22 protein-coding genes and 1 tRNA gene are annotated in these 23,694 nt (G+C 63.8%); 8 read left to right on the top strand and 15 right to left on the bottom strand.

Going from position 1 to position 23,694, the window contains the following annotated elements:
- Positions 1 to 58: 58 nt before the first annotated feature.
- Positions 59 to 790, bottom strand: coding sequence for a UMP kinase (gene pyrH, locus AWT76_RS11595; protein WP_141655950.1), 732 nt, complete (start codon positions 788 to 790; stop codon positions 59 to 61).
- A 97-nt stretch (positions 791 to 887) separates the two neighbouring features.
- Between pyrH and miaA the strand changes: the two genes are divergently transcribed.
- A complete protein-coding gene (miaA, locus tag AWT76_RS11600; protein ID WP_072247668.1) occupies positions 888 to 1,784 on the top strand; it encodes a tRNA (adenosine(37)-N6)-dimethylallyltransferase MiaA in 897 nt (298 codons plus the stop codon).
- A gap of 135 nt (positions 1,785 to 1,919) precedes the next feature.
- Complete coding sequence (locus tag AWT76_RS11605; protein WP_072246489.1) at positions 1,920 to 2,738, top strand: helix-turn-helix domain-containing protein; 819 nt, start codon at positions 1,920 to 1,922, stop codon at positions 2,736 to 2,738.
- Here the strand turns inward: AWT76_RS11605 and AWT76_RS11610 are convergent.
- Entirely contained in the window at positions 2,714 to 2,881 is a 168-nt protein-coding gene (locus AWT76_RS11610) for a DUF2256 domain-containing protein (protein WP_072247669.1), read from the bottom strand. The genes AWT76_RS11605 and AWT76_RS11610 overlap by 25 nt on opposite strands.
- A gap of 157 nt (positions 2,882 to 3,038) precedes the next feature.
- On the opposite strand from AWT76_RS11610, the gene AWT76_RS11615 reads away from it, so the two are divergent.
- On the top strand, positions 3,039 to 3,476 hold the full coding sequence (locus AWT76_RS11615; protein WP_072246490.1) for a DsrE family protein: 438 nt from the start codon (positions 3,039 to 3,041) through the stop codon (positions 3,474 to 3,476).
- On the opposite strand, the gene AWT76_RS11620 is transcribed toward AWT76_RS11615, so the two are convergent.
- Positions 3,473 to 4,987, bottom strand: a complete 1,515-nt coding sequence (locus AWT76_RS11620; RefSeq protein WP_072246491.1) for an FAD-binding domain-containing protein — start codon at positions 4,985 to 4,987, stop codon at positions 3,473 to 3,475. The genes AWT76_RS11615 and AWT76_RS11620 overlap by 4 nt on opposite strands.
- A 116-nt stretch (positions 4,988 to 5,103) precedes the next feature.
- On the opposite strand from AWT76_RS11620, the gene AWT76_RS11625 reads away from it, so the two are divergent.
- Together AWT76_RS11625 and pepN are read left to right on the top strand one after the other, a co-directional pair.
- The gene (locus tag AWT76_RS11625) at positions 5,104 to 5,541 is read left to right on the top strand and encodes a CAP domain-containing protein (protein WP_141655951.1); all 438 of its coding nucleotides are present in this window, start codon (positions 5,104 to 5,106) and stop codon (positions 5,539 to 5,541) included.
- Between the two features lie 54 nt (positions 5,542 to 5,595).
- Positions 5,596 to 8,154, top strand: a complete 2,559-nt coding sequence (gene pepN, locus AWT76_RS11630; RefSeq protein WP_072246493.1) for an aminopeptidase N — start codon at positions 5,596 to 5,598, stop codon at positions 8,152 to 8,154.
- A gap of 77 nt (positions 8,155 to 8,231) precedes the next feature.
- Here pepN and AWT76_RS11635 read toward each other — a convergent pair whose 3' ends face one another.
- The 4 genes from AWT76_RS11635 to AWT76_RS11650 form a co-directional block, all read right to left on the bottom strand.
- Positions 8,232 to 10,940: an ATP-binding protein gene (locus AWT76_RS11635; protein WP_072246494.1), complete on the bottom strand. Its 2,709-nt coding sequence runs from the start codon at positions 10,938 to 10,940 to the stop codon at positions 8,232 to 8,234.
- Between the two features lie 5 nt (positions 10,941 to 10,945).
- On the bottom strand, positions 10,946 to 11,230 hold the full coding sequence (locus AWT76_RS11640; protein WP_072246495.1) for a hypothetical protein: 285 nt from the start codon (positions 11,228 to 11,230) through the stop codon (positions 10,946 to 10,948).
- Positions 11,227 to 11,598 carry a response regulator transcription factor gene (locus tag AWT76_RS11645; RefSeq protein WP_342667168.1) on the bottom strand — a complete coding sequence of 124 codons (372 nt, stop codon included), beginning with the start codon at positions 11,596 to 11,598 and terminating at the stop codon, positions 11,227 to 11,229. Before AWT76_RS11645 ends, AWT76_RS11640 begins: the two co-directional genes overlap by 4 nt.
- Before the next feature lie 155 nt (positions 11,599 to 11,753).
- On the bottom strand, positions 11,754 to 13,073 hold the full coding sequence (locus tag AWT76_RS11650) for a helix-turn-helix domain-containing protein (RefSeq protein ID WP_072246496.1): 1,320 nt from the start codon (positions 13,071 to 13,073) through the stop codon (positions 11,754 to 11,756).
- A 176-nt stretch (positions 13,074 to 13,249) separates the two neighbouring features.
- On the opposite strand from AWT76_RS11650, the gene accB reads away from it, so the two are divergent.
- Positions 13,250 to 13,729, top strand: a complete 480-nt coding sequence (gene accB, locus AWT76_RS11655; protein WP_072246497.1) for an acetyl-CoA carboxylase biotin carboxyl carrier protein — start codon at positions 13,250 to 13,252, stop codon at positions 13,727 to 13,729.
- 11 nt (positions 13,730 to 13,740) lie between these two features.
- On the top strand, positions 13,741 to 15,090 hold the full coding sequence (accC, locus tag AWT76_RS11660) for an acetyl-CoA carboxylase biotin carboxylase subunit (RefSeq protein WP_072246498.1): 1,350 nt from the start codon (positions 13,741 to 13,743) through the stop codon (positions 15,088 to 15,090).
- A 3-nt stretch (positions 15,091 to 15,093) separates the two neighbouring features.
- Here the strand turns inward: accC and dacB are convergent, their stop codons facing one another.
- From dacB to AWT76_RS11675, 3 genes are all read right to left on the bottom strand, one after another.
- Positions 15,094 to 16,563, bottom strand: coding sequence for a D-alanyl-D-alanine carboxypeptidase/D-alanyl-D-alanine endopeptidase (gene dacB / locus AWT76_RS11665; protein WP_072247671.1), 1,470 nt, complete (start codon positions 16,561 to 16,563; stop codon positions 15,094 to 15,096).
- 123 nt (positions 16,564 to 16,686) lie between these two features.
- Positions 16,687 to 17,310, bottom strand: coding sequence for a nicotinate-nucleotide adenylyltransferase (locus AWT76_RS11670; protein ID WP_072247672.1), 624 nt, complete (start codon positions 17,308 to 17,310; stop codon positions 16,687 to 16,689).
- 95 nt (positions 17,311 to 17,405) lie between these two features.
- Positions 17,406 to 17,482 (bottom strand) — tRNA-His (locus AWT76_RS11675).
- Between the two features lie 115 nt (positions 17,483 to 17,597).
- Here AWT76_RS11675 and AWT76_RS11680 point away from each other — a divergent pair.
- The gene (locus AWT76_RS11680; RefSeq protein ID WP_072246499.1) at positions 17,598 to 17,807 is read left to right on the top strand and encodes a DUF6324 family protein; all 210 of its coding nucleotides are present in this window, start codon (positions 17,598 to 17,600) and stop codon (positions 17,805 to 17,807) included.
- Between the two features lie 13 nt (positions 17,808 to 17,820).
- On the opposite strand, the gene AWT76_RS11685 is transcribed toward AWT76_RS11680, so the two are convergent.
- The 5 genes from AWT76_RS11685 to ftsZ form a co-directional block, all read right to left on the bottom strand.
- The gene (locus AWT76_RS11685; RefSeq protein ID WP_072246500.1) at positions 17,821 to 18,168 is read right to left on the bottom strand and encodes a hypothetical protein; all 348 of its coding nucleotides are present in this window, start codon (positions 18,166 to 18,168) and stop codon (positions 17,821 to 17,823) included.
- A 16-nt stretch (positions 18,169 to 18,184) separates the two neighbouring features.
- Positions 18,185 to 19,840 carry a DNA repair protein RecN gene (gene recN / locus AWT76_RS11690; protein ID WP_072246501.1) on the bottom strand — a complete coding sequence of 552 codons (1,656 nt, stop codon included), beginning with the start codon at positions 19,838 to 19,840 and terminating at the stop codon, positions 18,185 to 18,187.
- A gap of 37 nt (positions 19,841 to 19,877) precedes the next feature.
- Positions 19,878 to 20,720 (bottom strand): outer membrane protein assembly factor BamD, encoded by an 843-nt coding sequence (locus tag AWT76_RS11695; protein ID WP_072246502.1) that lies wholly within the window; start codon positions 20,718 to 20,720, stop codon positions 19,878 to 19,880.
- 109 nt (positions 20,721 to 20,829) lie between these two features.
- Complete coding sequence (gene lpxC / locus AWT76_RS11700; protein WP_072246503.1) at positions 20,830 to 21,741, bottom strand: UDP-3-O-acyl-N-acetylglucosamine deacetylase; 912 nt, start codon at positions 21,739 to 21,741, stop codon at positions 20,830 to 20,832.
- A 224-nt stretch (positions 21,742 to 21,965) separates the two neighbouring features.
- On the bottom strand, positions 21,966 to 23,678 hold the full coding sequence (ftsZ, locus tag AWT76_RS11705; RefSeq protein ID WP_072246504.1) for a cell division protein FtsZ: 1,713 nt from the start codon (positions 23,676 to 23,678) through the stop codon (positions 21,966 to 21,968).
- Positions 23,679 to 23,694: the final 16 nt, after the last annotated feature.

Here is a 23,694-nt window from a genome sequence, read left to right on the forward strand (position 1 = left end):
GCCCGGTGCCGCCACGCCCCTTGATAGCGAATAGTTCCACCCGGTGTAAGCCCGCGTGCTAGCGATGAACGATGGTGTAGGTGCCTTTTCCGGCAAGGATGCCCCGGAACCCGCCGGGTTCGTCCAGGCTGAACACCACGATCGGCAGATTGTTGTCGCGCGCCAGCGCCAGCGCGCTGGTATCCATAACCTTCAGGTTGCGCGACAATGCTTCGTCATAGCTGATGCGGTCATACCGCTTGGCGTCCGGATTGGTGCGCGGGTCCTTGTCATACACCCCATCCACCCCGTTCTTGCCCATGAAAATCGCGTCACAGGCCATTTCATTGGCGCGCAGGGCCGCCGCCGTGTCGGTGGTAAAATACGGGTTGCCGGTGCCGGCAGTAAAGATGCAGACGCGTTTCTTTTCCAGATGGCGCACGGCGCGGCGGCGGATATACGGCTCGCAGATCTGGTCCATCGGGATCGCGCTGATGACACGGGTGAACACGCCCAGCGCTTCCAATGCCGCCTGCATGGCCAGCGCGTTCATCACAGTGGCCAACATGCCCATGTAATCGGCGGTTGTGCGCTCCATCCCCTGCGCCGACCCTTGCAAGCCGCGAAAGATATTGCCGCCGCCGATTACCATACAGACCTCGACACCCAGATCGTGAACCGCCTTCACCTCTGCGGCGATGCGCGCCACGGTGGGCGGGTTCAGGCCATAGCCCTGATCGCCCATCAAGGCCTCGCCAGAGACTTTCAGCATGACGCGGTTATAATGCGGGGTCTCGGCGGTGTCGGTCATCTGGGTTCCTTCCATCGGCAGGTCCACAACGGGGCCGCTTTATTCCGACGCGAAAATGTCGGAAAACCGCGCAAGGTTCAATGTGAAAGCGAGCGTCATGCCCGAAATAGCCAAAGCACGCGACGCATTGCTTGCGCAAGCGCCAGATGTGGCGCGCCCGGTGCTGCTGGCGGGGCCGACAGCCAGTGGGAAATCGGCGCTGGCACTGGCACTGGCGCAGGCGCAGGGGCGCGCGGTGGTCAATGCCGATGCGTTGCAGGTCTATGACATGTGGCAGGTTCTGACCGCCCGGCCCGATGCCGATGACTGCGCGCAGGCGCCGCATCTGCTATACGGCTGTGTAGGGGCCGCGCAGGACTGGTCTGTCGGCCATTGGCTGCGCGAGATGCGCGCCATTTTGCAACAGCACCCCAACCCGGTCATCGTGGGCGGAACCGGGCTATATTTTCGCGCCCTGACCGAAGGACTGGCCGACATTCCGCCCACCCCCGCCAAGGTGCGCGCCGAGGCCGACGCGCTTTTGGCGCAGGGCGGGATCGTCCCGCTGCTGGCCGAACTGGACCCGGATACCGCCGCCCGGATTGACCGGCAGAACCCTGCCCGCGTGCAGCGCGCTTGGGAAGTGCAACGCAGCACGGGCCAAGGGCTGGCCGCTTGGCAGGACAACACGCCGCCGCCGCTGCTGCCGCTGGCGGAGACATCCGCCTTCGTCATGCTGCCCCCGCCCGACTGGTCGGCTGCGCGAATCGCCACACGGTTCGAGTTGATGATGGCGCAAGGGGCCTTGGACGAAGCGCGCGCCGTGCTGCCCTATTGGGATGCGCGCGCGCCATGGGCCAAGGCAATCGGCGCGCCAGAGCTGATCGCTCATCTCCAAGGCCATATGTCGTTGCCAGAGGCGATTGCGAACGCAACACTTGCCACGCGCCAATACGCAAAACGCCAGCGCACATGGTTCCGGGCCCGCATGTCGGGCTGGGCGCGGCTGTTGTAGCGCCGCTGGGCAGAGTCACCGATTTGCCACGCCTGCCATAAAGGCGTCCCCGACTCACACCGTCATCAGCGAAAATCCTTCCCCTGGCGCGTTGCTGTCCTAATCTTGCCGCGATCCGGGGGGAACACCACGCGCATGACACGAATACCAGACCAACCCAAACGCCTGCGGCTTGTCCCGATCTCTAAACTGACCAACGCGCCCAAATGGCAGCTTGAAACCATGCGCGCGCTTCAGGAACCGCTGTTCCTGTGGTTCACGGCCGGCCAAGGACGCATCACGCTGGGCGGCAGCACACGCGGCTTTCATCCGCATAACGCAATCTTCATCCCGCCAGGCACCATGTATGGGTTTCAATCCGTGACCCGTGCGCAAGGTGTCGCGCTGCATATGGGCGACCCGAAAGGGCTAGACCTGCCCGACGCCCCCTTGCACATGCGGCTGCGCGAGAGCACGCAGCATTCCGAGGTTGCACAGATCATCGACGCCATCCAGCGCGAACTGGAAGGCGGGCAAGCCTATGCCGAACGCGCCGCGCGGCATCAGATTGGGCTGCTGGCGATCTGGCTGGAACGTCAGCGCAGTTCCGCGGGCGATGACAGCCCGCGCGGCCTGTCTTCCCGCAACGCGAATGAACGGCTAACCGCGCGCTATGCCGCGCTGCTGGAACGCCAATTCGGCTCTGCCCTGAATGTCAGCGATTACGCGCAGGCGCTGGGCGTGACCCCCACGCACCTGACCCGCGCCTGTCGCGCCAGTTGCGGGCGCAGCGCATTGCAACTGTTGCAGGAACGCCGCCTGTTCGAAGCGCGCCGCCTGCTGACGGAAACCGACGTGCCGGTGCAGGATATCGCGCGCAATCTTGGCTATTCGACGCCGGGCTATTTCTCGCGTGCGTTCGCGGCCCGGACGGGCAAGCCGCCCTCGGCCTACCGCAAAGGGCGCGGCGCCTGAGGCTTGCGCATGCCCCGGCAGCGGTCCGAACAATAGCGCACCTCGTCCCAGACCTTGGCCCATTTCTTGCGCCATGTGAACGGGCGGCCACATGTCGCGCAGGTCTTGCTGGGCAAATCGCCTTTTTTCACATGGCTTGCCATCATCATTCCTTTCGCAAAGGCACATAGCCGCGCGCCGACCGGTGTCAAAATCGGCTGCATGCCAACATTCGCCTATTCTTCTTGAACTGCGGCAGAATGCCGCGCATCCTCTGCCGGTGGGCGCAGGCGGGCGGCCCATATTCAGGGAGACAACACCATGCAATTCGCTGTTCGCGCGGGCCTTGCCGCGACCATTCTGGCGCTTGCGCCACTGGCCGCACTGGCCGAAGGCGCAAAGGTCGCCATCCATGTCGACGAAGAACGCATCGAGACCATGAATATGGCACTGAACAATGCCGCCAATATCATCAGCCATTACGAAGGGCTTGGGCAGGACGTGACCGTCGAGATTGTCACCTACGGCCCCGGCCTGCACATGCTGCGCGAAGATACCTCGCCCGTGGCCGACCGCATTTCCACCATGGCGCTGACGCATGACAACCTCAGCTTTTCTGCCTGCCTGAACACGGTGCAGGCCATGCAACAGCGCGCGCAGACGGAAATTCCGCTGCTTTCTGAAGCCAACGTGGTGCCATCCGGCGCAGTGCGGCTGATGGAATTGCAATATGATGGTTACGCCTATCTGCGGCCCTAAAGGTCAAGGCTAAGCTGCGCGGGGTCCGGCCGTTTGCGCGTCGCCGCGCGCTTTGCCCCCGCGCTGCTGCGGTCGGTCCCCCCTGCGCGCGAAGCGTGCTTGACCACAATCGCGCGCGCGGCCTTGTCAAAGCCTGCATCCTTGCGCATGCCCCACATCACATCGCGCGCCCGCCGCGCGGCCTGAACCAGATCGACCACCGGCTCGGGGTAGCGCGTGCCCAGCACCGCGCCCGCATTCGGCGCGGTCCATGGTGCGTGCAGATGGGCCGGTGCAATCGCTTTCAATTCCGGCACCCAAGCGCGGATGAACCGCCCCTCCGGGTCTTGGTCATGGCCCTGCTTGACCGGGTTGTAAATGCGCAAGGTGTTGATGCCGGTTGTGCCCGATTGCATCTGCACCTGACTCCAGTGAATACCCGGCTCGTAATCGGTGAAACGGCGCGCCAGCACCGCGCCGGTGTCGCGCCAATCCAGCCACAGATGGTAGCTGGCAAAGCTCATCAGCATGGCGCGCATCCGGAAATTCAGCCAGCCCGTCGCGGTCAGGTAGCGCATGCACGCATCGACAAACGGAACCCCGGTCTGCCCCTCTGCCCAAGCGTGCAAAAGTGCAGCGTCACTGTCGCGCAACCCCTCATGCGCGGGGTGCAGGCAACGGTGCTCCAACTGCGGCTCGTCTTCCAGCTTTTGGACAAAATGATCGCGCCACGCCAAGCGCTTGGCAAAGCTGGTCATGCTGGCCTTCCATCCGGGGCGGTCCACCGGCGTGGCCTGTCGGGCCAGTTCCACCTCTCGCACCGACAACACACCTAGCGCCAAATAGGGCGACAGGCGCGAGCAGGCGCGCTCTGCGGTCAGCGGCGACGACATCTTGGCCCGATAGCCATCCGCCCGTGTGCTTAGAAAACTGTCCAGCGTTGCGCGGGCGGCTTTGTGATTGCCCCTCTGGCGGTGCGCGCAAGGGTCCGGGGCCAGCCCCAGCGCGCGCGCATCGGGAATGCGTTCTGGTAGGTCTGCGGTGCAGACAGGCGCCAATGCGGGTGGGGCATCTGCCGCGCCCGCCCGGATGAACCTGTTGCGCGCGGCTTGCCACCCGTCGCGGCTGGCCAAGCGCCGCACCACGGCCGATTGCGGCACTTCCTGCCAGTCAACACCCGCGCCGCGCGCCCAAGCTGCCACACGCCGGTCGCGCGCAAAGGTCCAAGCGTTGCCGGTTTCCTCGTGGCTGACCATATGCGCTATCTTGAACCGGCGGCACAGCCGCGCCAGTTCTGCAACCGCGTCGCCCTTGCGGATGATCAGCGGCTGGCCCAATGCGGCCAACTCCGCGCGCAGGCTGTCCAGCGCTTCCGCTGTAAAGGCCCATTGCCGCGCAGAGGTGTCGGGCAGTGCCCAATACTCTGGTTCTATTACATAAACCGGCAAAACCCGCGCGCCAGCCAAGGCCAGCGCCGGATGGTCGGTGATCCGCAGATCCCGCTTGAACCAAAGAAGAACAGGCGCGCTCATAGGTCGCAGATGTATCGCGCGCCACGGCAAGGTCAAGCGATATGTTCACACTATGTTCATGTTCTTGGGGCAAGATTGGGACTGGCTGAATAGGTTTGTCCTGCTATGCATTGGATATGCGGTCTATTGTTCTTGGTCTTTGCCTGCTTGCGCCTCCGGCCTTTGCCTGCCAGCCTGTCACGCTGGCAGAGGTCGAGGTGCATCTCGCCCATATCAACGATGCGCGGCGCGCTTCGGGGCTGGCCCCGCTTGCGCTGGATGCGGCGCTGTCGGATGTGGCGCAGGACCATGCATGCGACATGGCCGATCGCGGGTATTTCAGCCATACCACCCCCGGCGGACGCGGCCTGATGGACCGGGCGCGCGGGCAAACCGGCTTTTGCCAATTGGCCGAAAATATCGCGCGCGGGCAACGCGACATACCGACCGTCATGGGCATTTGGCTGCGCTCTACGGGCCATCGGGCGAACCTGTTGGACCCGGGCCTAACCCATGTGGGGCTTGGCCGCGCGCCGGGGCCATATTGGGTGCAGGTCTTTGGCGGGCAGTGCTGATTGCAGGTTCGGTGCAACTGCACTACCTCTGCCACCTAACAGCCGGAGGATACGATGCGCGACACCGCCCAGCCGATCTACCTTGCCGATTACCAGCCCCCCGCTTTTCTGATTGAACAGGTCGAATTGACCTTTCGGCTCGCCCCGAAAACCACCCGCGTCGTCAGCCAGATTCGGTTCGCACCCAACCCGGCGGCGGCACCGGGGCAGGATCTGCGCCTGGACGGCGAAGGGCTGACCCTGATCGCGGCCAGTATTGACGGCGCACACGTGACCGCGACCCCGGACGCCACCGGGTTATCGATGGCGGCCGCAACCCTGCCCGACGGCCCCTTCACATGGGAAGCAGAGGTCGAAATCGCGCCCGAAGGCAACACCGCACTCGAAGGGCTGTATATGTCGAACGGCATGTATTGCACCCAATGCGAGGCCGAGGGCTTTCGCAAGATCACCTTCTACCCTGACCGCCCCGATGTGATGGCCCCGTTCCGCGTGCGGATTGAAAGCGACCTGCCGGTTTTGCTGTCCAATGGCAACCCGGCGGGCCGCGGCCCCGGCTGGGCCGAATGGGACGACCCTCATCCCAAGCCCAGCTATCTTTTCGCACTGGTCGCGGGCGAGCTGACCGCCAGAACAGTCCGCTTCACCACGATGGAGGGGCGCGATGTCACGCTCAATATCTGGGTGCGGCCCGGCGACGAGGATAAAACCGCTTACGCGCTCGATGCGCTAAAACGGTCGATGCTGTGGGATGAACAGGTTTATGGCCGCGCCTATGACTTGGACATTTTCAACATCGTGGCGGTCGATGACTTCAATATGGGCGCTATGGAGAACAAGGGCTTGAACATTTTCAACTCCCGATATGTTCTCGCCTCGGGCGTGACTGCAACCGACAGCGATTTCGCCGCGATTGAACGGATCATCGCGCATGAATATTTCCACAATTGGACCGGCAACCGCATCACCTGCCGCGATTGGTTCCAGCTATCGCTGAAAGAAGGGCTGACCGTGTTCCGCGACCAGCAGTTCATGGGCGATATGCGCAGCCATGCGGTAAAGCGCATTGAAGATGTGCTGACATTGCGCGCCCGCCAGTTCCGCGAAGATGCCGGGCCACTCGCCCACCCCGTGCGCCCCGAAAGCTATGTCGAGATCAACAATTTCTATACCGCCACCGTGTATGAAAAAGGGGCTGAACTGATCCGGATGCTGCGCCTGTTGGTCGGGGACGCGCAATATCGCGGGGCGCTTGATCTCTATTTTGCGCGGCATGACGGGCAGGCCTGCACGATAGAGGATTGGATCGCGGTCTTCGAAGACGCCGCCGGGCGCGACCTGTCGCAGTTCAAACGCTGGTATGAACAAGCGGGCACGCCCAAGGTGACACTGCTGGAGGACTGGCAGGATGGCAAATTGACGCTTACCCTGCGCCAGCACACCGCCCCCACACCGGGCCAACCGCTGAAAGAACCGCTGCTCATCCCGGTGGCGCTGGGCCTGATCGCGCCGGACGGAACGGAACTGCTGCCCACACAGATTCTGGAACTGGACAGCCCCGAACAGGTCTTCCGCTTCTCTGACCTGCCCACGAAACCCGTGGTGTCGGCTTTGCGCGGTTTCTCGGCGCCGGTGCAGTTGGCCCATGCGCAATCAAGCGCCGAGCGCGCGATACTGCTGGGCCACGATACCGACCCGTTCGCGCGCTTTGAAGCCGGGCGCAACTTGGCGCGCGATATCCTGCACGCCATGATCCGCGATGGCGCGCGCCCCGGCCCGGAATACCTAGAGGCGATGCGCCTTGCGCTGACGGATCACGCGCTGGACCCGGCCTTTCGGGCCTTGGTGCTGCGCCTGCCGGGCGAAGATGAATTGGCGCAAAGCCTGCATGCAGCGGGCCACACGCCCGACCCGGATGCGATTCATACCGCGCGCCGGCTGGCCTTGCGCCGCATGGCCGACGCGCTTGCCCCCGATCTGGCTCGCGTGGTCGAGGATATGGACACTCCCGGCCCGTTCAGCCCAGATGCCCGCGACGCTGGCCGCCGGGCGCTGCGGCTTGCGGCGGCGGGGGTGCTGGCCCATGCCGATGGCGGTGCCAAGGCGCGCGCAATTTTCGCGCAAGCCGATAACATGACAGAGCAATTCGGGGCGTGGTCGGCCCTTCTGGCCGTGGGCGCGGGGGCCGAAGAAGGCGCGCAATTCCACCGCCAATGGCAGGGCGACCGGCTGGTGATGGATAAATGGTTTGCCGCACAGGTCATGCACGCCGCGCCGGAGCGCGCGGCAAAGATCGCCGCGGCGCTGACTGATCATGCCGCCTTCGACTGGAAGAACCCGAACCGGTTCCGCGCGGTCATCGGCAGTCTTGGGGCGCACCCGGCGGGGTTTCACCGCAAGGATGGCGCGGGCTACAGGCTGGTTGCAGATTGGCTGATCCGTCTGGACGGGGCGAACCCGCAAGCGGCAGCCCGCGTTTCGACCGTGTTCGAAACTTGGCGACGCTACGATCACGAACGACAGGCGCTGATCCGGGCGGAACTGACCCGAATGCAGGACCGTCCCGAGTGTAGCCGCGACATGGGCGAAATGGTCGGGCGGATGCTGGGCTGACGCGCCGCAATCGGTTTTGCAGACCGCGCAACTGTCCGGGGTGGCAGGCGTTGCGCATAAGCATGCGGCGTCGCGCGCTACTCCGCAGCCTCGCGCCGGGGCGCGGGCTGGCGTAGCACGCGCGGAAAGCTAACCCGGAATGACGCCCCACCCTGACCCGGCACATAGATGATGTCACCGCCCAGATTTTGCATGATCTCGCGGCAAATCGCCAAACCCAAGCCCGCGCCCCCCGCATGCAGCGAATCCGTCAGGCGGGCGAATTTCTCGAAGATCAGCGCTTGGCTTTCGGTCGGAATGCCAGAACCGTTATCGGTGAAGTCAATTTCGATCACATCCTGCACGCTGCGCACCTGAATATGAACTTCCGGCATGTCGCTGGTGCAATATTTGCGGGCATTCGACAGGATATTGATGAAAACCTGCGTCAGGCGGCCTGCATCGGTGGTGACCATCACCTCTTCTTCATCGCGCGTGCGCAGAATGCGGAACTGCCGCTGCGCCTGCACCGATTTCGACGAGGTAATCGCCTGATCGATCAGTTTGCGCAGATTGGCGGGCGCGATGTCCAGTTGCACCTGACCATGTTCCAGCACCGACAGGTCCAGAAGGTCATCCAGCAGCCGCGTCAGGCGGATGGATTCGTCGTGAATGACCTCTGCGAAATGCGCCTGCTCTTCGGGCGACAGGGTCTCTGCTTCCATCAAGATCTCTGAAAACGCCCGGATCGAGGTCATCGGCGTGCGCAATTCATGGCTGATCTGCGACAGGAAGGCATCCTTCTGCACGGACAGCTTGCGCAGCTTGTCATTGGCCTCGCGCAGCTTGCGGGCGGTGCGCGACAATTCTTCGGACTGGGCCTCTAGCTGGCTGGAGTATTCCATGATCTGCGCGGATTCCGATGCAACGGCCATCAGATCCTCGACCGAGACCACCGCAGTGCCTGCCGATTGCGCGATCATGGCATGCGCCGTCGCCGCACCCACGGACCCGGCCAATTTCAGTTCCAGCGCTTCTAGGAATTCGGGCGTGATGTCGGGCAGGAACCCGGCCTTGCCCTGCGCAGCGGCCTGCGCCTTGAAAAACGCCTGCGCCGATTTCACACCGATAATGCGCTGCGCCATTGGCAACAGATCCTCGGCCTGCGCCATGGGCCGCGACCAGCTGCGCGCAAGGCCGGGCCGGTCGTAGATATTCACGAACAGCGCCGCCTGCACCCGTTCGATGGGGCTGGGAAAGCTGACGAAAGACCCAAGGCAGAAAGCCAGCACATTGACCAGAAGCGACCAGAACAGCGCATGCAACAGCGGGTCCAGCGTGGTCAGGCCGAACAGGCTGTAGGGCCGCAGCCATGACAGGCCGAACAACCCGTCGGACATGACATGCGCAGGCAGGATGGTTCCAGCGCCGAAGCTGGGCAACAGAAGCGTATAGGCCCAAAGCACCGCGCCCGCGACCAGCCCCAGCGCGGCCCCGGTCCGGCTGGCCCCACGCCAGAACAGCGCCCCCAGAAGCGCGGGCAGAATCTGCGCCACGCCGACGAAGGCGATCAGGCCAATGGCCGCCAGCGCCCCCGACCCGCCCGAAAGCGTGTAATACAGGTAGCCCAAACCCAGCACGATGCTGATCGACAGCCGCCGCACATTCAGCACCAGCAGTCGCATGTCGCCGGTGTCTTGCCCCTGCGCCGTGCGCAACCGCAGCCAAAGCGGCACGACAATATGGTTCGACACCATCGTGGCCAGCGCCAGCGACGCCACGATCACCATAGAGGTCGCCGCCGAAAACCCGCCCAGAAACGCCAGAAGCGCCAGATCATCGCGCCCCAGATGCAGCGGCAGGGTCATCACGAACATATCGGGATTGGCGCCTTCGGGCATAAGCTGCATACCGATGGCCGCAATCGGCAGAACGAACAGGCTGATGGCGAACAGATAGGCCGGGAAGGCCCAGCTTGCCGTGGCCAGATGCTTGTCGTCCACATTTTCGACCACCAGCACCTGAAACATGCGCGGCAGGGTCAGGATCGCGATGGCCGAAAGCAAGATAAGCCCGGTCCAGCGCCCCGGCTGGATTTGCCATTCGGGCAGGGCTTGGGCGCTGATCCGGGCCAGCGCATCGGCCGGGCCACCCGCCACGCCCCAAACCACGAATATTCCCACGGCCAAAAGCGCTACCAGCTTGACCACGGCTTCCAGTGCGATGGCGGTCACGACCCCGTGGTGTTGTTCATTGGCATCTAGGTTGCGGGTGCCGAATACGATGGTGAAAAACGCCAGCCCCATCGCCACCCAAAGTGCGATCAACGAACGGTCACCCGCCACCGGGGCGCTGTCCAGATCGGTCGCGAAAACGGTAAAGGACTGCGCGATGGATTGCAGTTGCAGCGCGATATAGGGGGTGCCCGCCGAAATGCACAGCAAGGTCACGATCACACCCAGCAGGTTCGATTTGCCATAGCGCGACGAGATGAAGTCGGCGATGGATGTGACCCGGTTTTCCCGGCCAATGCGCACCAGTTTGCGCAGCATCACCCACCAGCCCACGAATACCAAAGTCGGGCCAAGGTAGATTGTCATAAATTCCAGCCCCGACCGCGCCGCATATCCGACCGCGCCGTAAAAGGTCCAGGCCGTGCAATAAACCGACAGCGACAGCGTGTAGACCAGCGGCGAGCGCAGCCAGCCCGCCCGACCTTCCTCGGCGCTGCGTTCGGCCACAGAGGCCACGGCAAACAGCAATGCCACATAGGCCAGACAGGTCAGAACAAGCAGATTGAAGGACATCGGCGCTAGTCCTTCCGGCCCGTGTCCATCGGGGGCTTCTCGGGCGGGTCAAAGGCCTTGCGCAAGCCGCGCGACATCAGCCATGTGCCAAGGATCAGCGCCAGCCAGACCGCGAACAGGTAGACCCATTCGCTGGCCGCAGAACTGGTTCCGGTTTCCGGATCTTCGCGCATCAGCGGCAGCAATAGCAGCACAAAGCCGAAAACCGGCAGGAAGCGCGCGGCATCCATCAAGCGGCGCAGACGGTAGCTGTCGCGCGCAAGGAACGGCAATGTGCGCGGCGGCTTCATGGGCCGATAATGTCTTGCAACGCCGCAACCACTTCGGAATTGGCGAATGGCTTGGTCATGAAGCAGGTCACCCCCAGCCGCGCGGCCAAATCGCGGTCGGCGCTTTGGCCCTTGGCGGTCAGCATCAGGACCGGCAGGTCACGGGTATGCGCAGCGGCACGCAAATGGCGCAGCACTTCGAACCCGTCCATGTCGGGCAGCATCAGGTCAAGGATCAGCGCATCGGGCGGGTCGGCGCGCAGGCGCGCCAGCGCTGCGGTGCCACCGGCCTCGACCTCGACCTGCCAACCATTGCGGGTCAGGATGAAACGGATCGCGTCAGAGATATTCGGCTCGTCCTCTATTACCAACACGCGCTTTTGCACCACAGGCCACCCCCTCCCGGTCCAAGGCCAGTTTCCGAATGGTGCCGCGTGCGCAAAGCGCACGCGGCGATCGGATGCGCGTGCGTCATCTCTCCTCCCGACGCTGCGCCGATACTTTATTCAGCATTATGACAATTCTGTCAAAGCCGCAGATGCCCCTACCCCCCTGTCGCCAAAATCGACGGCTCGCGCCGTGCAGCGCAGTCCAGTTGCGGGCAGGTCCGGCAACTGGCCCCCACGGCCAGAACCGAAGCGCCATCGGCCTGATCGGCCTCGGGCACCAGCAGCATCGTAGCGCGCAGCACCGGCGGCAGGTCCATCCGGGTCAGGCCATGCACACAGGCCACAGCAAAGGCGGTAAAGCGCCGCCCCGTGCGCCCCGCCGTCAAAAGCCTGGCGCGCAAGGGCACATGCGGCTGGCGCAGCGCCTGATACAACGGCCAAAGCGGGCAACCACCGCTGAAACGCGGATAGGGAAAGCCCTCGACCGGGCGGCGGAACAGCAAAGTCCCCGACATGTCACAAATCGCCAGCCCAAGCGGCGGCACGTCATGCGCGCGGGCCAGATCGGGCGGCAGATGCGCCAGTCTGCGCAACACAACATCCAGACCGCAGCCAAATTCGGCAGCCAGCAGGTCGGGGGCCACGCCATGCGTGCCAAGCGCCGTGTGCAGCGCGGCCCGTGGGACGGCCTGCGCATCGGCCTGCATTTGCACCAGCCACGCCATGGCAAGCTGTCGTGACGCGCCCGACGCAAGCTCAATCTGCCCGGACAGGTAGGCCTCGGCCCCATCCAGCGTGCTGCCCTCGATCAGCGGCGGATGATAGCCCTCGCGCGCAAGCCATGCCTCGACCTCTTCCTGAGGAGAGGCGATCCCGGTCTCTCCAGTCTTGGCGTTGTCGATGTAATTGACAAGCGCAACCGCCCCTTCGGCCAGCCGCCCCGAATCCGTCAGGATGTTGCGGTGAAAGCGGTCTTGCCATTCGGGGGCCAGCGCTTCGTCATCATTCAGGATCGCGGCGGTCGATTGCACCGATGTCACGGCAGAGATGATTTCGTGCAGCGCATCGGCAAGGTAGGGGTCATGGGTCATGCGGTCGCTTAGCTGCTCGACCACGCGCTCCAACCCCTCGACGCGGGCATGTGTGTCGGCCAGCACCTTGGCCCAGCCGGGAAAACGACCGATTAGATCGTCAATCCGCTCCAGCTCTCCCAACTCTGTGTCAGAGCGCAGCGCGGCGGCGCGCGCGCCCTCGACCAGTTGAGTGTCGCTATCCTCTACCAGCGCGTCAGAGGACACCCCCAGCGCCTGCGCCAGAGCACTGAGCAAGGGCGCGCTGACCTTGCGGCGGTTGTGTTCGATCAGGTTCAGATAGGACGGCGAGACACCGACCTCGCGCGCAAGGTCGGTCTGGCGTATCCCACGCAGGGTGCGCCGGGCGCGAATGCGGGTGCCGGTCAGGGCGCTGCGTGACATTTGTGAACCTCCAAAAGCGCTTTTTACAGGTTTTGACAGCCCTGTGAAGGCTGCACGCGCGCCCAGCTTCGCCCCGGCCCAAAAACGCCGCTTCACACCACCGGCCTTAGCCAGTATAAGCCGCGGCCAAACACCGGGCGTAAATCGCCTGCCCTTCGCCACGCATAGAGGTATTCATGTCCCGCAACGACGCAGATGTCGCCTTCATTAAAGCCCTCGCAGAATTGCTGAACGCGAACGACCTGACAGAGGTGAACGTCAAGCGCGAATATGGCGAGAATGACAGCCTGAACGTGCGCGTGTCCAAGCAGATGATGCAGGCCGCACCGGCCCAAGCCGCGCCGGTTACCCAAGCAACCCTGCCCGCCCCCGCGCCGCAGGCCGCCGAAGAACCCAGCCCCAGCGGCAACCCGGCCGATCATCCCGGCGCGGTCACCTCGCCCATGGTGGGCACGATCTACCTTGCCCCCGAACCGGGTGCGTCGAATTTCGTCAGCGTGGGCGCGCAGGTTGCCGAAGGCGACACGTTGCTGATTATCGAAGCGATGAAGACCATGAACCACATTCCCGCCCCGCGCGCGGGTGTGGTCAAGCGCATTCTGGTGGGTGACGCATCGCCCGTCGAATTCGGCGCGCCACTGATGATTATCGAATAATCGGGGTGGGCATGTTCAAGAAAATCCTGATCGCCAATCGCGGGGAAATCGCGCTTCGCGTGATCCGCGCCTGCCGCGAAATGGGCATTGCCTCTGTCGCGGTGCATTCCACCGCTGACGCCAATGCAATGCATGTGCGCATGGCGGATGAGGCGATCTGCATCGGCCCGCCCTCGTCCACGCATAGTTATCTGTCCGTCCCGTCGATCATTTCCGCCTGCGAGATTTCGGGTGCGGAAGCGATCCACCCGGGTTATGGCTTTCTGTCGGAAAACGCCGAATTCGTGCAAGTGGTCGAAGATCACGGCATCGCCTTTATCGGCCCGTCTGCGGAACATATCCGGATGATGGGCGACAAGATCACCGCCAAGGACACGATGAAAGCACTTGGCGTGCCTTGCGTGCCCGGTTCTGATGGTGGGGTCGCGCATTTGCAAACCGCGCAATCGGTGGCAGAGGGCATCGGCTACCCGGTTATCATCAAGGCGACGGCGGGCGGCGGCGGGCGCGGCATGAAGCTGGCGCGCAACGCGGGCGAGTTGGAAACCGCCTTTCGCACCGCGCGGGCCGAAGCCAAGGCTGCCTTTGGCAATGACGAAGTGTATATCGAAAAATACCTCGGCCAGCCGCGTCATATCGAAGTGCAGGTTTTCGGTGACGGGCGCGGCAACGCCGTCCATTTGGGCGAGCGCGACTGTTCGCTGCAACGGCGCCACCAAAAGGTGCTGGAAGAAGCGCCCGGCCCCGCGATTGACACCGAAACCCGCGCGCGCATTGGCGAAACCTGCGCCAAGGCCGTGGCCGATATCGGCTATCGCGGTGCCGGCACCATCGAATTCCTGTATGAAAACGGCGAGTTCTTTTTCATCGAAATGAACACCCGGCTTCAGGTCGAACACCCTGTCACAGAGGCCATTTTCGGTGTGGACCTTGTGCGCGAACAGATCCGCGTGGCCGCAGGCCTGCCCTTGTCGATCACGCAAGAGGATTTGCAGGTCAATGGCCATGCCATCGAAGTGCGCATCAATGCTGAGAAACTGCCGAATTTCACCCCCTGCCCCGGCCGCGTGAACACCTATCATGCGCCGGGTGGCTTGGGGGTGCGCATGGATAGCGCGCTTTATTCTGGATACACGATCCCGCCCTATTACGACAGCCTGATCGCCAAACTGATCGTGCATGGCCGCGACCGGCCCGAAGCGCTGGCACGCCTGCACCGCGCATTGGGAGAGTTGATTATCGACGGTGTCGATACCTCTGTGCCGCTATTCCACGCGCTGCTGAACGAACCGGCGGTGCTGACCGGCGATTACAACATTCACTGGCTGGAAAAATTCCTCGAAGCGCCCGCGCCGGAATAACGCTTATATATGGGTCCGCGCCCAGCGCGTCAGCAAATCTTGCTGCATCCTGCGCGCGGTGCGCGCCCAGTCGGCGGTGCCTGCGGGGCGGTCCAGCCCGCTGCCCAGCACTTGCGCACGGCGGGACAGATCGGACGAGCAGACCGCGAAGGCCATCTCGCGCCCGGAATTGCTGCGCATATACCCTGCCAGTGCCGAAACGAAATAGAGCGTGCCGGTCTTGGCGCGCACCTCGAACGGTTGCCCGGGCAGTGGCCGCCCATTGCCATCGCGGACCGGGTGTTCGCGCAGCAAGGGCCGGATCTGCCCGTCCTGCGCCGCGCGGTAGAACATATTGGCCAGATCGGCCATAGACACGCGCGACGCGGCCCCAAGCCCGGAATGGTCCACCATGCTTAGGCTGGACATGCCAAAGCGTTGGCGCGCCCAGTCACTCATCGCGCGGCCAGAGGCCGACAGGCTGGTCGGCATGGTGCCGCGGGCCACAGTTGCGCGCAGGCCCACCGCCTCTGCGGTCAGATTGGTGGAAAACCGCAGCATTGCGCGCAACACGTCTGCCAAGGTGTCGGAACGATGCTCCGCCAATATCTGGCCCTGCGGGGGCACACCTGCGCGCTGAGGGGCTGGCAAGGCCAAACCCTGCACCGCCGCCAGCGCCTGAAACGCCTCTCCTGCGTAAATATCGGGCTGGCGCACCGGCAACCAGCGCGACCCGCTATTGCCCAAAGCACCACGCGCCACTGACCATTCCTCAAGCCCTCGGGCCATCTGGAAAGTGTAGACAGGGCTGGCCCGGTTGGCGATCTGCATCCGGGCCAAGCGCACTTCCGGGCGGAACCGTTCCGACCGCGCATCCATCGTCACGCGGTAGTCGTCTGCCTGCCGCGCCCATTCGAAATGCACGCGGTTAAAATTCAGGTTCAACCCGCCAACCGACGGGTTGTAGCCCGCTTGCGGGGCTTGGTCGTCGGCAATTTGCTCTATCGCGGGCAGGGCACCGCCCCAGACAAGAAAGCGCCCCTCGACCCGGCGCAACCCGCCCTGAACCAGACGCGCGGCAAGCCTCGCCAATGCGTCGGTATCCAGCGTCGGATCGCCCCCGCCGACAAGCACCAGATCGCCGCGCAACACGCCATCCTTCACCGGACCGGTTGCCTGCACGCGGGTCGAAAAGCGATACCCCGCGCCCAGATGCTCCAGCGCGTAAAGCGCGGTGATGGTCTTGCCCACGCTGGCCGGGGGTAAGCGCGTATTGGCGCCCCGCCCTTCCAGCAGCGTGCCGCGCGAGATGTCCAGCAGCGTATAGGCAATATCACCCCCAAGCCCTGCACGGCGGACAATGCCATCCGCCGATTGGCCGGGCTTGGGGGGTGGGATCAGCGAGCGTTCCGGCGCATGAGCACAGGCGGGCAGCGCCAACGACACTCCGGCCCCCGCCAAGGCCGTCAGAAGGTCGCGCCGCTGAAACCTCATGTCACCATCGCCCCGCACTCAAACAGAACCTAAAATCGGCAAAGTTTTGCCAATACTGTTTTAACCCTGATTCGCAATTTCCGAGAAGGGGCTTGACAGGTCACGATCGCGAAACACAGCGTTTCAGCTATGCGGCCAGCGCCCCTTAGCGCGCAATTCCGAAGATGAGATCGCCCGCATCGGGATGGTCACAAAGCACCAAGCCGGCGGCGCCATATGCGCCAGCCCCGCAGCTTGCGCCTTTGGCACGCGATGCCCGCGCAAGGCCCGCGCCGCGACAGAGCCAAGCGCGGCCTGTTGCGCGCCGGGCCGGGCGATGACGGCAATGGGCACGCGCGCTGCGATGCTGCGCCAGTTGTCCCAACGGTGGAAACTGGCCAGATTGTCCGCACCCATGATCCAGACAAAACGCAGGCGCGGAAGCTGAGCTTGCAAAGCCGCCAGCGTATCGCAGGTCTTGCGGGTGCCAAGCGTGGCCTCGACCCCGGTAATGGTCACGCGCGGGTCATCGACGAGCTGGGCGGCATGATCCATGCGCGCAGAAAGCGACGCGGGCGCATTGGGTTTCAGCGGGTTGCCCGGTGTGACCAGCCACCACAGGCGATCCAGCCCAAGCGCGCGCAGGGCATGATGCGTGACATGCACATGACCGTCATGCGCCGGATCGAAAGAGCCGCCGAACAGACCCACGCTGGCCCCGTCCGGTGCAGTCGGCAACAGATAGCGCGGCAGAACCGGCACAGGCATCATTCCTTGTGTCATGCAGCAAGCATGGCGTCCGACCTACAGGCTGAGCGCGGTGGTGACAAGCGGCTGAACGATGTGGCGGATGTCTGGGGGAATGGTACCGCCTCCCCGGCTTGAACGGGGGACCTCTGGATCCACAATCCAGCGCTCTAACCAACTGAGCTAAGGCGGCCTCGGGTGGTCAGATACCGCCCTGCGCGGGCGAATGCAAGAGGGGCCACGCTTGAAAATGTGTCGCGCGCAGCGTATCGCAAACTCTGGATTTGCGGCATGGAAAGGGCAGCCACATGGGTATCAACTCGGAAACCGAGATCGAAGCGGATTTGCAGATCGGTCCAACCGATAGCGGTATGGTCCGCATCTACGTCGCCGGAAACGGTGTTGACCTGCCGATGGATTTCGACCCTGACGAGGCCGAGGAAATCGCCGAAGAACTGCGCGTGGCCGCCCAAGCCGCCCGCGGGCTGGGCGGCGGCCCAAAGGGGCGCAAAGGATAAACGGCGATCCGCGTCAGATCAGCATGATCCGCGCGACACCGGTTTCCGGCTGGTAGTTGCAACGCACCTCCAGCCGGGTGTCGCTGCGCGCCACCTGCAACATGACATCGCGTTCGGGGCTGCCATCCGCTCCGGTCACATCGCGGGTGCTGACCACGCCCAGCACATCCAACCCGCGTTCGCGCCCGGCTTGGGTGCAGGCGGCTTCGGCACCAGCCATCCCTTCGGCAGGCGCGGGGTCCGTGTCACCGGGGGCGGGAATGATCGGCATGGCGCGTGGCATGGTGTTCAACGTGCAAGCCCCAAGGGCGGTCGCAAAGGCAATCAGGCACGCGGCGCGACAGAAACGGGATATGGACATAAGCGGGCCTCTTGGTTCAGGGACGGGGCGCGGCGCAGAGCAGGTCTTCAGCAGCCGCGCGGGCTGCATCGGTTATCCTATCACCCGACAACATGCGCGCAATCTCTTGCACACGCTCTTCGGCGGAAAGTGGCACAACGCGCGAAAGGGTTTTCCCGTCGATCACCGATTTCTCGACCCGCCAATGATGCGCGCCAAGTGCGGCCACCTGCGGCGAATGGGTGACAACCAACACCTGCGCGCCTGTCGCCAGCGCCCGCAAACGGCGGCCCACGGCATCTGCGGTCGCCCCACCCACGCCACGGTCGATTTCATCGAAAATCATGGTCATGTCGGGTTGGCCACGCGTCAGGCACACTTTAAGCGCCAGCAAGAAACGCGACAATTCCCCGCCAGAGGCGATCTTGGACAATGCCCCTTTTGGCGCGCCGGGGTTTGTCGCGACCTCGAATGTCACGGCATCGCGGCCCTCTGGCCCCGGTTCGGCGGGGGAAATCGCGGTGGAAAACTGCGCGCGCTCCATTTTCAGGGGGGCCAGTTCGCCAGCCATTTCGCCATCAAGCCGGGCGGCAGCCTGTGCGCGGGCCTCTGACACAGCCGTGGCGGCGCTGTCATAAGCTGCCTGCGCATCGCGCACGGCTTGCGCAAGTGCTGCCATGTCGCGGGCAGAATTGTCCAACCGGTCCAGCCGCGCACGCAGTTCATCGGCAAAGCTGCTCAGATCATCCGGCAGAACGCCATGTTTGCGCGCCAGCCCGCGAATGGCGAACAGCCGGTCTTCCAACTGCTCCAATGCGCCGGGGTGAAATTCCAGCGCGTCCATGCAGGCAGCGACATTCATCTGCGCCTCGCCCAAGGCGTCCATCGCGCGCGACAACGCGTCGAGCGCCGGGTCCAGACGCCCCTCGACCGCATCTGCCACGTCTTCCAGCCAGCGCGCGGCATCGCCCACCAGCCGTTCCGCCCCGTCATCCGACAGGGCAGCCGCCGCGCGGGCGATATCGGCACACACCCGTTCGGACTGCTGCATCAGGCGGCGCTGCGCATCCAGTTGGGCCTCTTCGCCCGGCTCGGGCGACAGGGCGTCCAGTTCTGCCACCGCATGGCGCAGGAATTCTTCCTCTGCCTGCACGGAATGCAGCTGCGCCTCGGCTTGGGCTTGCGCCTTGCGGGCGCGGGCCAGCGCGGTCCATGCCGCGCGCAGGGGGCCAAGGTCCAGCCCCGCGAAGGCATCTAGCAAATCGCGATGCACCCGCGGGTTCAGCAGGCCCCGGTCATCCTGTTGCCCGTGCAATTCCACCAATGTATCGGACAGCGCGCGCAGCACCTCGCCAGAGACGCGGCGGTCATTGACCCAGCCGGTCTTGCGCCCGTCGCGCGTGTTGACCCGGCGCAGCAACAGCGTATCGCCCGAAGGCAGGCCCGCATCCGTCAGGATGGCATGGGCCGGATGGTCGGGCGACAGCAGGAATTCCGCAACCACCTCTCCCTGTGTGGCGCCTTCGCGCACCAGTTCGGCGCGGCCCCGCCAGCCCAGCACAAAACCAAGTGAATCAAGCAAGATGGACTTGCCCGCCCCGGTTTCGCCGGTCAATACGTTCAGCCCCGGCTGGAACGCCAGTTCCAGATGGTCGATGATCAGAACATCGCGGATGTCGAGCGACACAAGCATGAGTGCGGTCAGCCCCGCTGCGCAAAGGTTTGCGCTGTCAGAGCCATCTCCCCAGCACGGATTGGCGATAGATCGCTTGCAACCAGCCCTCGCCCTGCGACTCTGGCGACAGGCCCTGCCCGGTCAGTAGCGCGAAGCTGTCCTGATAGAACGGGTTGGCTTCGAAATTGTGGCCCAGAACGGCACCTGCCGTCTGCGCCTCGTCGCGCAAACCAAGGGACAAATAGGCTTCGACCAGACGGTGCAACGCTTCGGGCGTGTGGGTCGAGGTCTGGAAATCTTCGACCACCACGCGGAACCGGTTGATCGCCGCCTTGTAATTGCCCCGCTTCAGGTAGTAGCGCCCGATTTCCATTTCCTTGGCGGCAAGGTGATCGAAAGCCAGATCGAATTTCAGCACCGCAGAGCGCGCGTAATCGGTATCAGGATATTCCTCTATCACGCGGCGCAGATGTTGCAGCGCCTGAAAGGTCAATCCTTGGTCCCGCCCGACTTCGTCAATCTGGTCATAGAAGGACAGCGCCAGCAGATAGGCCGCATAGGGCGCGTCCTTGTCACCCGGATAGGTATCTAGGAAGCGCTGCGCGGCGGCGCGGCTGTCTTCATATTCGCGCGCGCGATGATGCGCGAATGCCTGCATGATCAGCGCCCGGCGCGACCATTCTGTATACGGGTAAAGCCGTTCGATTTCCTTGAAATAACGCAAAGAGTCGGACGACCGGCGCGAGGTCTCAAGCTCATATTCGCCGCGCTTGTAGATTTCCTCGGCAGAGAAACCGGCCAGAGATTCGTCCGGCCCCTCATCGGGTGCGCATGCGGAAAGCAGCGCAACAACCGCACAAGTCAGCCCAAAACGCAGAAAACCACGACCAGAGATCATGTTGGCAGCACCCTATCCCGTCAGCATCATGAAAGGTCGTAGCACATAAAAATCACCGGCGCAAAACGCCATTTGACCTGAATTGCCCGCCCCTTGTGTCAGGCCCGGTTCAGGCCGAAAGCGGCAGATCGTGCAGTCCGGTTCCGGTGCCGGGCAAACGCGCCTGCAAGCGTGCATCGCAAGGTTCGATACGGTAGTTGCGCGGGTCGGACAACAGCGCCCGCAGCAGCAGGCCGGTCAGGGCGTGACCGGCGCGCACCCCCTCGTAATGGCCCAGAAGCGGGCGGCCCAGCACATATAGATCGCCCATGGCATCCAGCATCTTGTGGCGCACCGGTTCATCCTTGCGGCGCAAGCCGCCGGGGCTAAGAACCTGCCCGTTGTCGAACACGACCGCATTGTCCAGCGTGCCGCCAAGGGCCAGCCCATTGGCCTGCATCAACTCGACATCGCCACGCATGCAGAACGTGCGGCAATCGCTGAGTTCGCGCAGGAAGGTGCCGTTATGCAGCCCCATGCTGGCCGTTTGCCGCCCGATGGCCGGATCGGCAAAGTCGATATCGAAAGACATGCGGAATTCGGCAGAGGGGCGCAGGGTTGCGCGCGCATCGCCGCGCTTGACCGTAACCTCGCGCAGCACCCGCAGCACCGACAGCGGCGTTTCCGCTTCACGCAACCCGGTTTCCAGAATGCGGCGCACGAACGGGGCCGCACTGCCATCCAGAATGGGCACTTCCGGACCGTCTATTTCGATCCGAGCGTTATGGACCCCGCAGCCATGCAGCGCGGCCAGCAAATGCTCGACCGTGCGAACCTCGTGGCCTTGGTCGTTGCGCAAAATGGTGCAGAGGCTGGCTTCAACCCAGTTCGCCGGGTCCACAGCGATCGTGCCACCAAGGTCAGTTCGCACAAAATTCAGACCAGCATCCGCCGCCGCCGGTCGCAGGATCATGCGGACAGGTTTGCCACCATGCAGGCCGATGCCATTGATCGCGATGTCGCGTGCAATTGTTCTTTGCATTGTTACCACCTACGCCTGTGGCCTCTGCGGGCCGTTTTTTGAGGTGTTAATCTTGCAAGCGCAGCATGCGCAACTCACAGATTGTGACCAAATGTAACACCGTGCCGCAGGAACGGCGGAAATCCGCACAAGCTGGGCAGCGCGCTACAACCCTTTGAACTAAAATGAAAAAGGCCGGAAAATCCGGCCCAGTTCAGTTTTACAATGTGATCGCCCCAAACGCGTCAGTTTGCCTGACGGCGCAGGAATGCGGGTATTTCGATGCGCTCATCGGGGTGCGCGCGTTCGGCTTCCTCTTCGTAAGAGGGGGCCGGATGCGCAGTGTGGCGTGCCGCCGCAGTGTGCCCGTCATGCGATTGCCCGGCCATGCGGCTAATGAACGACCCGATCCCGAAACGACCGCCCTTTTCCTCGGGCTGGGGCGCGGGACGGCTGGCAACCGGGGCGGCGCGACCTGCAAAACCCGACGCGGCAGGACGTGCATAGCCGCCTTGATGCTCTGGCGCTTTCTGAACAGCTTGCTGCAAGCGCGCCAGTGTTTCGGGCGAAGGCGTGCCGGGCGCGGCGCGGCGCGGCGCAGTAAAGGCCGACGGACCGGACTGCTCTGCATGGGGTGCGGGTGCAGGTTCTTCAAACACCTCGTCCAGATCGAAACGCTCTTCGGGATGCGGCTGCGGATGATGCGCCGCGGGCTGCCCGCCAAAGCGCGAGCGCTGCGGTTCGGGTGCGTAAGCGCGCTGCGGGGCCGGTTGCGGCTGATAAGCTTCCGACGGTTCGGGCGCAGGTGCAACCCGCTCTGACGCGAACAGGTTGGGCTGCTCGGGGCGGGCTTGGGGTTCGGGGTGCATTTCAGGGCGGGGTTCAGGCTGCGGTGCCCGCGCAACCGGTTCAGCAACACGCTGCGGCTGCGCGGCGGCGCGGTCCATGAAAGACGGCGTTTCGCGCGGGGCTTCGGCCTTTTGGTCGGCGTCAACGTCAATCCCGGTGGCCACAACCGACACGCGGATCATCCCTTCCATCGACGGATCAAGCGTAGAACCGACGATGATATTCGCTTCCGGGTCCACCTTTTCGCGAATGCGGTTGGCAGCGTCGTCCAACTCGAACAGGGTCAGGTCGTGCCCGCCGGTGATGTTGATAAGCACACCACGCGCGCCATTCAGGCTGATTTCGTCCAAAAGCGGGTTGGCGATGGCCTTTTCAGCGGCTTGCACGGCGCGATCTTCGCCCGATGCTTCGCCCGTGCCCATCATGGCTTTGCCCATTTCGTCCATCACGGCGCGAACATCGGCAAAGTCTAGGTTAATCAGCCCCGGACGCACCATCAGGTCGGTCACGCCCTTCACGCCCTGATACAGAACGTCATCCGCCATGGCGAAGGCTTCTGTAAAGGTCGTGCGCTCATTGGCCAACCGGAACAGGTTCTGGTTGGGAATGATGATAAGGGTATCGACAACTTTCTGAAGCGCCTCGATGCCTTCTTCGGCCTGGCGCATGCGCTTGGCGCCTTCAAACTGGAAAGGCTTGGTCACGACACCCACGGTCAACACACCCAGCTCTCTGGCCGCCTGCGCGATGATCGGGGCCGCCCCGGTGCCGGTGCCGCCGCCCATGCCGGCGGTGATGAAGCACATATGCGCACCGGCAAGATGGTCGATGATTTCTTCGATGGTTTCTTCTGCGGCGGCAGACCCGACCGACGGCCGCGCGCCCGCGCCCAGCCCTTCGGTGATCTTCACGCCCATCTGGATACGGCCCTGCGCGCGGTTTTGCTGCAACGCCTGCGCGTCGGTATTGGCCACAACGAAATCGACGCCTTCGAGGCTTTGCTCGATCATGTTGTTGACCGCGTTGCCGCCTGCGCCGCCCACACCGAACACGGTGATGCGCGGGGCCAGTTCGTTGCGCTGCTCTGTCTGCACGAAATTCAATGCCATTGCCTACTCCGCCTCT

It is taken from the genome of Roseibaca calidilacus (assembly GCF_001517585.1).
GTDB classification, from domain to species: Bacteria; Pseudomonadota; Alphaproteobacteria; order Rhodobacterales; family Rhodobacteraceae; genus Roseinatronobacter; species Roseinatronobacter calidilacus.